Origin of the sequence: Pseudomonas hormoni (assembly GCF_018502625.1) — a bacterium.
Classification (GTDB): Bacteria; Pseudomonadota; Gammaproteobacteria; order Pseudomonadales; family Pseudomonadaceae; genus Aquipseudomonas; species Aquipseudomonas hormoni.
In genome coordinates this window covers 4,236,477-4,249,740 of record NZ_CP075566.1, presented here as the reverse complement: position 1 = coordinate 4,249,740, position 13,264 = coordinate 4,236,477, and the positions used below count along the sequence as shown (strand labels likewise).

13 protein-coding genes are annotated in these 13,264 nt (G+C 59.6%); 8 read left to right on the top strand and 5 right to left on the bottom strand.

Features of this window, described 5'->3' with window-relative positions; translation table 11 throughout:
• Positions 1 to 52: 52 nt before the first annotated feature.
• From KJF94_RS19815 to gntR, 4 genes are all read right to left on the bottom strand, one after another.
• Entirely contained in the window at positions 53 to 601 is a 549-nt protein-coding gene (locus KJF94_RS19815; protein WP_214384916.1) for a hypothetical protein, read from the bottom strand.
• Between the two features lie 178 nt (positions 602 to 779).
• On the bottom strand, positions 780 to 1,412 hold the full coding sequence (locus KJF94_RS19810) for a glutathione S-transferase family protein (RefSeq protein WP_214378095.1): 633 nt from the start codon (positions 1,410 to 1,412) through the stop codon (positions 780 to 782).
• A gap of 200 nt (positions 1,413 to 1,612) precedes the next feature.
• Positions 1,613 to 2,101, bottom strand: a complete 489-nt coding sequence (locus tag KJF94_RS19805; protein WP_214378093.1) for a hypothetical protein — start codon at positions 2,099 to 2,101, stop codon at positions 1,613 to 1,615.
• Between the two features lie 121 nt (positions 2,102 to 2,222).
• A complete protein-coding gene (gene gntR / locus KJF94_RS19800) occupies positions 2,223 to 3,254 on the bottom strand; it encodes an HTH-type transcriptional regulator GntR (RefSeq protein ID WP_214378091.1) in 1,032 nt (343 codons plus the stop codon).
• Positions 3,255 to 3,469: 215 nt separating this feature from the next.
• Between gntR and KJF94_RS19795 the strand changes: the two genes are divergently transcribed.
• Together KJF94_RS19795 and KJF94_RS19790 are read left to right on the top strand one after the other, a co-directional pair.
• The gene (locus KJF94_RS19795) at positions 3,470 to 4,003 is read left to right on the top strand and encodes a gluconokinase (RefSeq protein ID WP_214378089.1); all 534 of its coding nucleotides are present in this window, start codon (positions 3,470 to 3,472) and stop codon (positions 4,001 to 4,003) included.
• 81 nt (positions 4,004 to 4,084) lie between these two features.
• Positions 4,085 to 5,437 carry a GntP family permease gene (locus KJF94_RS19790; protein ID WP_214378087.1) on the top strand — a complete coding sequence of 451 codons (1,353 nt, stop codon included), beginning with the start codon at positions 4,085 to 4,087 and terminating at the stop codon, positions 5,435 to 5,437.
• 238 nt (positions 5,438 to 5,675) lie between these two features.
• Here KJF94_RS19790 and alaC read toward each other — a convergent pair whose 3' ends face one another.
• A complete protein-coding gene (alaC, locus tag KJF94_RS19785; RefSeq protein WP_214378085.1) occupies positions 5,676 to 6,893 on the bottom strand; it encodes an alanine transaminase in 1,218 nt (405 codons plus the stop codon).
• 139 nt (positions 6,894 to 7,032) lie between these two features.
• Between alaC and KJF94_RS19780 the strand changes: the two genes are divergently transcribed.
• The 6 genes from KJF94_RS19780 (at position 7,033) to kdpB (ending at position 13,256) form a co-directional block, all read left to right on the top strand.
• Positions 7,033 to 7,695 carry a LysE family translocator gene (locus KJF94_RS19780; protein WP_214378083.1) on the top strand — a complete coding sequence of 221 codons (663 nt, stop codon included), beginning with the start codon at positions 7,033 to 7,035 and terminating at the stop codon, positions 7,693 to 7,695.
• A 67-nt stretch (positions 7,696 to 7,762) separates the two neighbouring features.
• The gene (locus KJF94_RS19775; protein WP_214378081.1) at positions 7,763 to 8,251 is read left to right on the top strand and encodes a GyrI-like domain-containing protein; all 489 of its coding nucleotides are present in this window, start codon (positions 7,763 to 7,765) and stop codon (positions 8,249 to 8,251) included.
• 260 nt (positions 8,252 to 8,511) lie between these two features.
• Positions 8,512 to 8,610: a K(+)-transporting ATPase subunit F gene (gene kdpF, locus KJF94_RS19770; protein WP_095130908.1), complete on the top strand. Its 99-nt coding sequence runs from the start codon at positions 8,512 to 8,514 to the stop codon at positions 8,608 to 8,610.
• A gap of 167 nt (positions 8,611 to 8,777) precedes the next feature.
• Positions 8,778 to 10,484 (top strand): potassium-transporting ATPase subunit KdpA, encoded by a 1,707-nt coding sequence (gene kdpA / locus KJF94_RS19765; protein WP_214378079.1) that lies wholly within the window; start codon positions 8,778 to 8,780, stop codon positions 10,482 to 10,484.
• 10 nt (positions 10,485 to 10,494) lie between these two features.
• Positions 10,495 to 11,190 carry a K(+)-transporting ATPase subunit C gene (gene kdpC, locus KJF94_RS19760; RefSeq protein WP_214378077.1) on the top strand — a complete coding sequence of 232 codons (696 nt, stop codon included), beginning with the start codon at positions 10,495 to 10,497 and terminating at the stop codon, positions 11,188 to 11,190.
• A complete protein-coding gene (gene kdpB / locus KJF94_RS19755; protein ID WP_214378075.1) occupies positions 11,187 to 13,256 on the top strand; it encodes a potassium-transporting ATPase subunit KdpB in 2,070 nt (689 codons plus the stop codon). The genes kdpC and kdpB overlap by 4 nt, the downstream gene beginning before the upstream one ends.
• The last annotated feature ends 8 nt before the right edge of the window (positions 13,257 to 13,264 follow it).

Here is a 13,264-nt window from a genome sequence, read left to right as displayed (position 1 = left end):
TCGCCACAAATGTGCGTGCCCGCGCTCAAATGAACAGCATTACCCGGTGGTGTTAAAGCGACGCGAGGAACTTGTCGACCACTTGAGGGCTGCCTTTCTCGCTACCACCGTTTTCTTTCTCGGCCTGCGCCAGTTTTATCTTGTCCTGCATGCGTTCGGCCATTTCTTTAGCGACCGCCTGTTGTTGTTCCGGCGGCATTTGTTCCACTTCTTCTTTCGTCAGGCCCATCTCTTCCAGAATGGCTTCTTGCATGCGCTCTTCCGGGGTTTTGCTCATGTATTCCTTGAAGGCGTCTGTAGCCGAGCCAGTGGACTTGCCTTTAGCATCGGTTGGAAGCGGGGCGTTAGTGAATTGCAGTCCCACGCGTGTTTTGGCGAACGCTTCATCAACGTTGTCGCTGATTTTGGTCGCCTCACTGACTTGCTGCGTGGCGTTTTGGGTGGCGGACTTCTGCACCTGCGCGGATAGCGGCTGAACGTTGTTTTGCAACGTTTGCAGCATTCCACTCTGAAGTCCGGCAGCGGCGTCGACGGTCGGATCTTCGCCGGGCTTCTTGGTGATGGGTGTCATTAACGATTGTTTATTAGCACTGACCAACATGATGAGTAAACCTTGTAGGTGTTTGTGGTGCAGTGCCTTCAGCAAGTACTGTGCCTTTTTAAAAAATACCAAATATATCAATTAGTTAGGTTTGATTTGGTAGGCGGGTATCGCCGGTCTTGCGGTCAACCTTTGCCGTCGGACGGCAGCCGTCGACCGCCACGAAGCTGGCATGGCTTCAAGGCAGTCCGTTGCAGCCATGCTTCAGGAATCCCGGGCGTTGGGCCAACCTTTGGAAATACTCATCGATGGCAGGGAAGTCGGGACGGTCCATCGGGGTCATCAGCCAGCGGTTGATCGACAGCCCGATGACAATGTCGGCCAGGGTGAACCGTGGTCCGGCGACATAGGCTTTGGTGGTCGCGAGTTGATGCTCGAGAATGCTCATCTTCTGATTCCAGTCGCGCAGGCCGTTGGCAATTCGATGCGCGTCCTGGAACTCTGGATCCTTGCGCACCAGCGCGGTAAACGCGTAGCTCCAGGAGGCGTTGAGGTCGGTGGCTTGCCAATCCATCCATTGCTCAACCCGCGCTCGCGCCGCCGGTTCGTGTGGCAGCAGATCGTGATGCGGGTGTTTGCCGGCCAGATAGCGGCAGATGGTGTTGGATTCCCACAGCACGCCGGCCTCATCGATGATCACCGGCACCTGCGCGTTGGGGTTGAGCCGGGTAAATTCCGGGCTGTGGGTCGATGCGAACCCGCTGCCCCAGTCCTCGCGTTCGTAAGGAATGTTCAGCTCTTCGCAAGTCCACAGGACTTTTCTGACGTTGATGGACGACGCTTTACCCAGGATTTTCAGTGTGTGTTCCATTGAGCTACGCCTTTAGCGATTCGACGCTTCAGGAATCTAACAGCGTCTCGGCCACTGTGCGACTCAAGCGGGGTCGGGTAGTGCCGAGGTGGGTAAACAAAATGTACGGTCCGGCAGCAAGGCTTGCACCCGACTGATGTTCATCCGCCAGGCGATCAACCGGATGAACGCCACAATCAAGGTTAGTAGAAAACCCGGACCTAATCGAGCGGTACCAGATCGGTCCAGACTGGAGTCGAGCATGCACTGGGAATGTGCTGGTTGAGGATGGGTTGCCTGAGGATCCAGCCTTGAAGCTGTTGATCGATGAATACCGGGGTGGGCTCGATGCACTCACCCCTGGGGGCGACCTTGACTTGATCCACTGAAACAAACAGCGGACCTGGCGGGTCGAAAACGGTCTGGGATCGCACTTCCAGGCCCGTATCCTTACTGGAAAAACAGACATTTCTGCGCCCAGTGAGGTCGGTGGTCATGACGTAGGCCTCTTCAAGGCTGGCATGCCCAACGCTCATTACGACGGCAGGCCCCTGACCTTTCGGGTGGGCGGCGAGACAGCTTTTGATCGCCGGCATGAAGCGAGGGTCGTTCAGGAAATGAGTCCAATCGTCTGGCTCGGAGGCCTGCACCTGAGGCGTCTGTCCAAGCGAGACGGCTAGCAGGAAGGCCATGATGATTGTCTTGCGCATGTACGATTCCGCCGGGAATGGAGAGGGCGGATTTTGCACGCGGCGCGCATGGGGGGAGGATAAAAGGTGTAACTGATCGTTCCCGTTCAGTCCTCCGAGCGTGGCAACGATCAGTCCTGAACTACGTACTCTCGCGCACCTTCAACTCAAACCCCATGTCCTGCACCGGTTTCGCCACCGTGTTGCCCGCCATCAAGGTCAGCATCTGCTCTGCGGCACGTCGGCCGATGGCCTCGCGTGGGGTGCTGATGCTGCTCAGGCGCGGGACCATGTGGGCCGAGGCGGGCAGGTCGTTGAAGCCGAGGATCGCCACTTGTTCGGGGATTTTGACCCCGCAGCGCATCGCCTCCAGCAAAGCGCCCTGCGCCAGGTCGTCGTTGCCGAAGAAGATCGCATCGACATCGGGGTGACTGGCAATCAGTTGCAGGAACAGCTCGCCACCCAGACCGACGGAGGAGGCGCGCGGGGTCAGCACTTCCAGGTCCGGGTCATACCGACCGGCCTTTTGCAGGGCTTTGCGGAACCCTTCGCCGCGCAGCAACGTGCGCTGATCCAGTTGCGCGCCGATGTAGGCCAGGCGTTGGCGACCGCGTGACAGCAAATGCTCCGCCGCCGTTTCGCCGGCGGCGAGCTGCGAGAAACCTACGCAATTGAGGCCCGCCGCACTGTCCAGTTCCATCATGTACACGCAGGGAATGTTGCTCGCCTCGATCATCCGCCGCGAGCTTTCGGTGCGATCGAACCCGGTCAACAGCAGGCCGCGGGGTTGGTAGGCCATGTAATTACGCAGCAGGTTTTCTTCTTCATCACGCGAATAATGGAAGTTGCCGATCAGCACTTCGAAGCCCTTGGGACGCAAAACCTGATGAATGGCTTCCAGCGTGTCGATGAACAGTAAGTTGGACAGCGACGGCACCAAAACAACGACGGAATGGCTCTGGGCCGAGGCTAACGCGCGGGCGGCGGGGTTGACCACGTAGTTGAGCTCAAGCGCCGCTTTCTGGACTTTTTCCACCAGTTCGGTGGCCACCGTGCTCACGCCACGCAAGGCGCGGGAGGCGGTAATCGGGCTGACGCCGGCCAGTCGGGCGACTTCATTCAGAGTTGGACGGCCAGTGGTTCGAGTATTTTTATCGTTTTTAGGGGAGGTCATCGGGCGGCTTGCCAAACAAAATTCAAGGCACTAAGGTAGCGCTGTCCCGAAGCAGCTGCAAATGCGTAAGCGAGTTTTGCCTGAACCTCGCTTTTCGGCGTTGGGAACGAACACGCTGCAACCCACAAAAATGACAAGAAGGCGTCGGCAACTTCTGCTTTTGAACGAGTGTCATAGCTTTCAAAGGTAGCGCTGTCTGCGCGCTGAGGTGTTACATGAATCATCCCATCACCGCCCTGGTCATCATGGGCGTTGCCGGTTGCGGCAAGACGTGCGTCAGTGAAGCCCTGTGCGAGCTCAGCGGCGCGACTGCCATTGAAGGCGATACTTTTCACCCTGCCGCCAATATCGAAAAGATGAGCGCAGGCATTCCCCTGAACGACGACGACCGTGCCGGCTGGCTCGACAGCCTGTGCGATGAACTGCGCCGCGTCGACGCCACGGGCGAACGCCCGGTGCTGACCTGCTCGGCCCTCAAACATATTTACCGCGAACGTCTGCGCAGCGCCTTGCCGGGCCTGGGCTTCGTGTTCCTTGAACTCACGCCTGAAGTGGCTGCCGATCGTGTCTCCCATCGGCCGGGCCACTTCATGCCGTCGACGTTGATCGACAGCCAGTTCGCCACCCTTGAATCCCCCGTTGGCGAACCGCTGACGCTGGCCCTCGACGCGTCGAATCACAGCGTCGACCAATTGGCGAAACAGGCGCATGCCTGGTGGCTGGAACACGGCTTGAAACGCGCCGGTTAATTTTGCTCGAAGAGATAGCGCTGTCCTTATGGCTTTCGAATTACCCGCTTTAATAACAACAACAACCAGGAGACACCCCTAATGTTTGGCATGTCCCACGAGACGTTCCTGCTGCTCGATGCAGTGGTCACGGTGATCGGGCTTATCGTCCTGATCACCAAGTTCAAGTTCCACCCGTTCATTGCCCTGATCATCGCCGCAGCCTTTCTCGGGCTGACCTCCGGCATGCCGATCGGCACCATTATCAAGGCGTTCCAGGACGGCTTCGGTGGGGTGCTCGGTTTCGTCGGGATCATCCTCGCGCTGGGCACGATGCTCGGCAAAATGATGGCCGAGTCGGGCGGGGCGGATCAGATTGCCCAGACCCTGATTCGCGCGTTCGGCAAGGACAAGGTGCAGTGGGCGATGATGTTCGCCGCGTTCCTGGTCGGCATTCCGCTGTTCTTCGAAATCGGCTTCGTGCTGCTGATCCCGCTGGTGTTCATCGTCGCCCGGCGTACCGGCGTGTCGATCATCAAGATCGGTATCCCGCTGCTGGCCGGCCTGTCCGCCGTGCACGGGCTCGTTCCGCCGCACCCGGGTCCGTTGCTGGCCATCGGCGTGTTCGGTGCCGACATCGGTAAAACCATTCTCTACGGCCTGATCGTTGCGCTGCCGACGGCCATCATCGCCGGCCCGATCTACGGCACCTTCATTGCCAAGTACATTCCCGGCCATCCTAACCAGGAACTGGTGGATCAACTGGCGCGCGAGAACGATTCTGCCGATCTCCCGAGCTTCGCCATCACCCTGATCACCGTGCTGTCGCCGGTGTTCCTGATGTTGCTCAAGACCTTCGCCGATGTGGTGCTGCCGGACGGTAATTTCTTCCGTACCTTCATGGACCTGATCGGTCACCCGATCTCGGCACTGCTGCTGGCGTTGTTGCTGTCGCTGTATACCTTCGGCTACAAGCAAGGCATTGGCTCCAACCAGATGCTCAAATGGCTGGACGCGAGCCTCGCGCCGACCGCCGCGATCATCCTGATCATTGGCGCCGGCGGTGGCTTCAAGCAAATGCTGGTAACCAGCGGCGTTGGTAATGTCATCGGCAACATGGCGGTGGCCGCGCAGATCTCGCCAATCCTTCTGGCGTGGCTGGTGGCGGCAGTGATCCGTATCGCGACCGGTTCGGCGACCGTGGCGACCATTACCGGCGCAGGCATTGTGGTGCCGGTGGTGGGGATGATGCCGGGTGTGAACCGTGAGCTGCTGGTGCTGGCCACCGGTGCCGGTTCGTTGATTCTGTCTCACGTCAACGACGCCGGTTTCTGGCTGGTGAAGCAGTACTTCAACATGACTGTGGCGGAAACCTTCAAGACCTGGACGGCGATGGAAACCATCCTGTCCGTGGTGGGCCTGGGCTTTATCCTGCTGCTGTCGTTGTTCGTTTAAGCCGATTGGCAGATACAAAAAAACCGCAGCGATGCGGTTTTTTTGTGGATGAATCCTGACTCAAACCTGAGCGGGCTCTATGTGGCGAGGGAGCTTGCTCCCGCTCGGCTGCGAATTAGTCGTAAACCAGCCAACCGTAATCTATCTGGAGCAATGCGGTGAATGCTTTTGGGGCCGCTTCGCGACCCAGCGGGAGCAAGCTCCCTCGCCACCGTAATGTTGTTTCCACAAAATGTGGTCAGGCGTTGGTTTTTGCGACCAGCCCATCCGCCCTGAACATCCCGCGAATCCCGCGCACGGCCTGACGAATCCGGTCCTGGTTTTCGATCAGCGCGAAGCGCACATGATCATCCCCATATTCACCAAACCCCACGCCCGGTGACACGCACACCTTGGCTTCGGCCAGCAGTTTCTTGGCGAACTCCAGCGAACCCAGGTGCGCATAGGCCTCGGGAATCTTCGCCCAGACGTACATCGACGCTTTCGGGTTTTCCACCATCCAGCCCAGTTCATGCAGGCCTTTGACCAGCACATTGCGTCGCTGCCGGTACTGCTCGGCGATGTCCTTGACGCACTGCTGATCGCCTTCCAGCGCCGCAATCGCCGCCACCTGCAGCGGGGTAAAAGTGCCGTAGTCGTGATAACTCTTGATCCGCGCCAGGGCGTTGACCAGTTCCGGGTTGCCGACCATGAAGCCAATGCGCCAACCCGCCATGTTGTAGCTTTTGGACAGGGTGAAAAACTCCACCGCGATGTCCTTGGCGCCCGGCACTTGCATGATCGACGGAGCTTTCCAGCCGTCGTAGACGATGTCGGCGTAGGCCAGGTCGTGCACCACCAGCACGTCGTACTGTTTGGCGAGGGCGATCACCCGCTCAAAGAAATCCAGTTCTACGCACTGCGCGGTCGGGTTGGACGGGAAGCCGAGGATCATCATTTTCGGTTTCGGGATGGAACCGCGAATCGCCCGTTCCAGCTCGGCGAAGAAGTCCACACCCGGAATCAGCGGCACCGAACGCACCTGGGCGCCGGCAATCACGGCACCGTAAATGTGAATCGGGTAGCTCGGGTTCGGCACCAGCACAGTGTCGCCCTGGTCCAGGGTGGCCAGCATCAAATGCGCCAGGCCTTCCTTGGAACCGATGGTCACGATGGCTTCGCTTTCCGGGTCGATATCGACCTCGTAGCGTTCCTTGTACCAGTTCGAAATCGCCCGGCGCAGGCGTGGAATACCCTTGGACGTGGAGTAACCGTGGGTGTCTTCGCGCTGGGCGACAGTAACGAGTTTTTCGACAATGTGCGGCGGCGTCGGGCCGTCGGGGTTGCCCATGCTGAAGTCGATGATGTCTTCGCCACGACGACGGGCGGCCATCTTCAGCTCGGCAGTGATGTTGAAAACGTAAGGGGGGAGTCGATCTATGCGCGCAAAGCGGCGCGGCGAACCTGGGTTAGCCATTGTTGCCTCGGATAACGTGAGCGCCCGGAACCGTCCGAGCGACGCTGGTCACTGCGGTGACCTGTTGCGGAAGATAAGGGGCGGCATGGCAAACTGTCCAGCGAGTGTGTAAACAAATTTTTCCGAAGGAAAACGGTTGATGGAATTTAGCAGCGGCTTCTTGCTGAGCCTTTCTCTGTGCCTGGACATCGGCGTGGCCAATATCGCGATGATCACCCTGGCCATGCAGCGCGGCTATTTTCAAGGCTTTGCGCTGGGGTTGGGGACCTGCGTCGGCGACCTGATTTACGCGGTGCTGGCGCTGGCCGGCATGACCGTTTTGCTGCAATACGAAACCGTGCGCTGGGTGCTGTGGATCGGCGGTTCGGCGTTGCTGGTGTACTTCGCGGCGAAGATGATCTATTCGGCGATTCACCATGAGGCGCTGCTGGCTGAGACCGCTGAGGTCGGGCACAACTCGCACCGCAAAGAATTTTTCCGCGGTATTTTCCTCGCGATGTCGTCTCCCAGCGCCATTCTCTGGTTTGCCGCGGTGGGCGGCACATTGATCGCGCGTTCCGGTGGCGGTGGTGCCCTCAGTTCGGCGCTGTTTCTTGGCGGTTTTCTCTGCGCCGGTGTGCTCTGGTGCGTAGGTCTGTGCTTCGCGGCGAGCCATGGCGGCAAGTTGCTCGGCGACAAACTGCTGCGTTACTCCTACATGGCATCGGCGGCGATCTTCTGCTATTTCGCGGTCTACGTGATCCTATCGGGCTATAATGAGTTTGTAGGCGCGGGCGCCGTCGAGGCGTTGCATGCACTGTAATTGGGTGAATCGGGTTTGGCTTCTATACTCCCAGCCGAACCCACTTTTTTGATCCAGGAGTCGAGTCATGGATGAGCAATCAGGCGTAAAACCGGCCGAGCCACGTTTTGAACACGGGCACTTTCTGCTCATTGCGGGGCTTGGTGGTCGATTTACCGCAGACACAACCCAGTTGATTCCCGACCTTTGGGAGAAATTCATTCCCGAGATTGGCAATATTCCCGGTCAAAAAAGCGAAGTGACCTACGGTATCTGCTGCAATCCGGATGGCAAGGGCGGCTTCGAATACATCGCTGGCGTCGAGATCGACAAACTCGATGACCTGCCCGAGAAGTACCGCTGGATCGAGGTTCAACCCCAACATTACGCGGTGTTCGAGCACAAAGGCACTCTGGAACAGTTGCCCGCGACCTTCCAGTACATCTGGAAAACCTGGTTGCCACAGTCCGGTAAAGAGGCGGCGGACGCCCCGGAATTCGAACGCTACAGCGAAGACTTCAACCCGAAGCTCAACACCGGCGTGCTGGAGATCTGGCTGCCGCTCAAACCGGATTGACCCAAGCTCCGGACGGGCACTTCACCGTGCCCGTTCGTGACTGTCGTTGACTCCTCGCATCACCCCCCGCACACCGTCCGTTTCGCTCGATCTATATGCCGTCTTAATACCGCTGCCCCCAATCAGTGTCTGTCCTTGATACCCCCTCACTTAACCTGCACAGCGCAGATCAGAGCGCGAGTTCAGTGCGTTTTTTGCGCTGACGCGCTCTGCCGGGACCCGATTGCGGGTGCCCTTTCGTTTGGTCAGGGGGAGCAGTCTTGTTAACACTCGAGTTCATTTACATCGCCAGCGGCCTGTGCGCCGCCCTGTTGTTTGCCTACCTGGGTTACGCCCTTATCCGTGCAGAGAAGTTCTGATGGCCGCAGTCATTGCGGCACAGGCGTTTTTATTCGTCCGCCACGGCGGTCTTGAGAAAGGAAACCGGCAATGTACGACCTGATTTTCATGGGGGTTAGCGTGGTGTTTTTTGCTGCGACAGCCATGGTCATCGTCGCCATGGGCAAGATTTGAACGGAGCATCGACATGTTGAGCACTATGCTGGAATTTGCGGTGATTCTCGGCTTGATGACCGGACTTGCCGTTCTGATGGGGAAGTGGCTGACGCTGGTATTTACAGGGCGAAACCATGCCTTGGCGGAGCGTGCCACATATCGTTTGCTGGGGATCGATTCGACCGAAACCATGGGCTGGGCGCGCTACGGCTCGGCCCTGTTGCTGTCGAACGCGGCAATGATGTTGCTGGGCTACATCGTGTTGCGCCTGCAAGGTTTCATGCCGCTCAACCCCTTGGGGCTGAGCGCGCAAACACCGGATCTGGCGTTCAATACCGCTGCGTCTTTTATCACCAACACCAACTGGCAGGCTTATTCAGGTGAAACCAGCCTGTCCAATTTCAGCCAGATGGCGGTCATCACCTTCCTGATGTTCGTCGGCGCAACAGCGGGCGTTGTGGCCGCCGCGGGATTCATTCGCGGTCTCAGTCGGTCGAACTCCGCTGACATCGGAAACTACTGGGTGGACTTCACTCGCACCCTGTACCGAGTGATGCTGCCACTGTGTTTTGGCATGGCGCTGGTTTATGTCTGGCAAGGCATGCCACAAACCCTCAACTCCCAGGCCCTTGCCTCCACGCTGGAAGGCGCGCAGCAGCAATTGATCGTCGGCGCGGTGGCGAGTTTCGAGTCAATCAAGCACATCGGCACCAACGGCGGCGGTTTCTTCAGCATGAACGCCGCGCACCCGTTCGAGAACCCGACCCCGCTGACGAACATGCTGCATATCCTCAGCATGCTGCTGATCCCGTCGGCGCTGACGTACACCTTCGGCAGCATGCTGATGCGCCGGCGTCAGGGCTGGGTGTTCTTTGGTACGTTCCTGGTGATGTTCGTCGGCTTTCTGAGCATCGTTTACACCGCCGAACAAAGTGGCAACCCGCTGTTGACCCGAGTGGGCGCGGATCAGGTGCTGTCGGCCACCCAGAGTGGCGGCAACATGGAAGGCAAGGAGTTGCGCTTCGGGATTGCCGACACCAGCCTGTTCGTGACCACCACCACCGGCGCAACCACCGGCTCGGTGAACGCCATGCATGACTCGCTGACGCCCATGGGCGGCTTCGTACCGCTGGCGCAGATGATGCTCAATTGCGTGTTCGGTGGCGACGGCGTGGGCTTTATCAACCTGATCCAGTACGCGCTGCTGACGGTGTTTCTGGTGGGCATGATGATCGGTCGCAGTCCGGAATTCCTCGGCAAGAAGATCGAGGCACGGGAGATCAAGCTGGTCATGCTCTCGGTGCTGGCGCACCCCATCTGCATTCTTGGCTTCACCGCCCTGGCGGCACTCTGGCCCGACACCCTCAATAGCCTTAACAACCAGGGGCCTCATGGCTTCAGCGAGGTGCTGTATGCCTACACCTCGGGCACTGCCAACAACGGTTCGGCGTTCGCCGGATTGAACGCCAATACGCCGTTCTTCAACACCACCATCGGTCTTGCCATGTTGCTCGGACGCTTCTTCACCATGCTGCCGATGCTCGCGGTCGCGGGTTCCCTGGCGATGAAAAAGAACATCCCGGCCGGTGCCGGCACCATCCCGACCGCCACGCCGCTGTTCATGTTTCTGGTGGTGTTCGTGGTGTTGGTGGTGGGCGGCCTGACTTTCCTGCCGGCGCTCGCGCTCGGCCCACTGGTCGAGCAACTGCAGTTGCTGGCCGGCCAGACGTACAAGTGAGGGGGCTGTGATGACTCAAGTACACACTCAAACCAAGGTGCAATTTCTGTTTGTCGGCCTGTTGCGCCCGGTGCTGATTTCGGCGGCGTTCTTCATGTTGCTGACCGGGCTGGCGTATCCGTTGTTCACCACGCTGGTGGCTAACGTGCTGTTCCCGTTTCAGGCCCGGGGCAGTCTGGTTGAACGGGACGGGTTGGTGATCGGTTCGGCGGTCATCGGCCAGCATTTCACTCGCCCCGAGTATTTTCAGGGGCGTCCGAGCATGACCCTCGGCGCCGACCCACTGGACCCAAGCAAGAGCGTGGCACAACCGTACAACGCAGGTTCCAGTGGCGCCAGCAACCTTGGCCCAACCAGCCAGAAGTTGATCGACGCCGTAGCCCTGCGCGTCGAAAGCTACCGCCAGCAGAACGGCCTGGCCGCCGATGCGCAGGTGCCGGTGGATGCGGTCACCTCGTCGGCGTCCGGCCTGGACCCGCACATCTCGGTGGCCAACGCACAGATTCAGGCGTCGCGCGTCGCACGCCTGCGTCACCTGCCGGAAGTCGATCTGTTGAAACTGGTGAACGCCCACACGGAGCAACGCACCTTTGGCTTGCTCGGCGAGCCGCGGGTCAATGTGCTGCAACTCAACCTCGCGCTGGATGCTTTGACACCTGCGCATCAGCCATCCCTTGCGGCCAGTGAACAAGAGAAACAACCATGAGTAAGCAAGCTCGTTTGCCTTTGTTCGACCGTGGGTTGTTGCTCACGGCGTGCCTGGATGCTTTCAAGAAACTGCTACCCCAGGCGCAGTGGAAGAACCCGGTCATGTTTGTGGTGTACCTGGGCAGTATTCTCACCACACTGTTGTGGTTTCAATCACTGGGGGGCGAGGGCGAAGCTCCCAGTGGTTTCATTCTCAGTATCACGTTGTGGCTGTGGTTCACCGTGCTGTTTGCCAACTTCGCCGAAGCCCTGGCAGAGGGGCGTAGTCGGGCTCAGGCGGCCAGCCTGCGCGGGATGAAGCGCCAGACCCTGGCCAAGCTGTTGCAGCAACCCCGGCACGGTTCCGCCTGGCGGCCAGTGCCTTCCAGCGAACTGCTCAAGGACGCTGTGGTGTTGATCGAGGCGGGCGATCTGGTGCCCCTCGATGGTGTGGTGATCGAAGGTGTGGCGTCAGTGGATGAAAGCGCGATTACCGGGGAGTCGGCACCGGTGATTCGCGAGGCGGGCGGCGACTTTTCATCGGTCACCGGGGGCACAAAAGTGCTGTCGGACTGGCTGGTGGTGCGCATCAGCGTCAATCCCGGCGAGTCGTTTCTGGATCGCATGATTTCCATGGTCGAATCCGCGAAGCGCCAGAAGACGCCCAACGAAGTGGCGCTGACCATTCTGCTGGTGGGCCTGACGTTTCTGTTTCTGCTGGTGATCGTGACGCTGGGCCCGTACTCGATGTTGGCGGTGACCATGAGCGGCGGCGATGTGGTCAGCGCAACGGTGCTGGTAGCGCTGCTGGTCTGTCTGATCCCTACGACCATTGGTGGTCTGCTGTCGGCGATTGGTGTAGCGGGCATGAGCCGGATGATGTCGGCCAACGTCATTGCCACCTCCGGGCGAGCCGTGGAAGCGGCGGGTGACGTTGATGTCCTGCTGCTGGACAAAACCGGCACCATTACCTTGGGCAATCGCCAGGCCAGCGCTTTTCTGCCTGCGCCCGGCGTCAAGGAGTCGGAACTGGCGGACGCCGCGCAGTTGGCCTCGCTGGCCGACGAAACGCCGGAAGGCCGCAGTATCGTGGTGCTCGCCAAGCAGAAGTTCGACCTGCGGGCGCGGGACCTCAATGCCCTGGAGGCGAGCTTCGTGCATTTCACCGCGCAAACCCGCATGAGCGGCGTCGATCTGGCCGGTGGCCGGCGCATCCGCAAGGGCGCGGCAGATGCCATTCGCCAGCACATCGAGGCGCTGGGCGGCAGCTTTCCGCCGGGATTGCAGATTAAGGTCGATGAAGTCTCGCGCCGGGGCAGTACGCCGCTGGTCGTGTGCGATGGTGAAAGGGCATTGGGCGTGGTCGAGCTCAAGGACATAGTCAAGGGTGGCATCAAGGAGCGTTTTGCCGAGCTGCGGCGCATGGGCATCAAGACGGTCATGATCACCGGCGACAACCGCCTTACGGCGGCGGCGATTGCCGTCGAGGCCGGGGTTGACGACTTTCTTGCCGAGGCCCGGCCGGAAGACAAGCTGCAACTGATCCGCGACTACCAGGCGCAAGGCAAGCTGGTGGCGATGACCGGCGACGGCACCAACGATGCGCCAGCACTGGCCCAGGCGGACGTGGCAGTGGCCATGAACAGTGGCACTCAGGCCGCCAAGGAAGCGGGCAACATGGTCGATCTGGACAGCAACCCGACCAAGCTGATCGAGGTAGTTGAAGTCGGCAAACAGATGCTCATGACGCGCGGTGCGTTAACCACTTTCAGCGTGGCCAACGATGTGGCCAAGTATTTTGCTATCGTACCGGCCGCATTCGTCGCGACCTATCCGCAACTGGGCGCCCTGAACGTGATGCACCTGAGCAGCCCGAACTCGGCGATTCTCAGCGCGGTGATCTTCAATGCCCTGATCATCGTGTTTCTGATCCCGCTGGCGCTGAAGGGTGTGACCTACCGAGCCATTGGCGCAGCGGCATTGCTCAATCGCAACCTGCTGATCTATGGGCTGGGTGGCGTGCTGGTGCCGTTCGCGGGCATCAAGGTGATCGACATGCTGTTGGCCGGGCTTGGCCTGGTTTGAAAGGACTG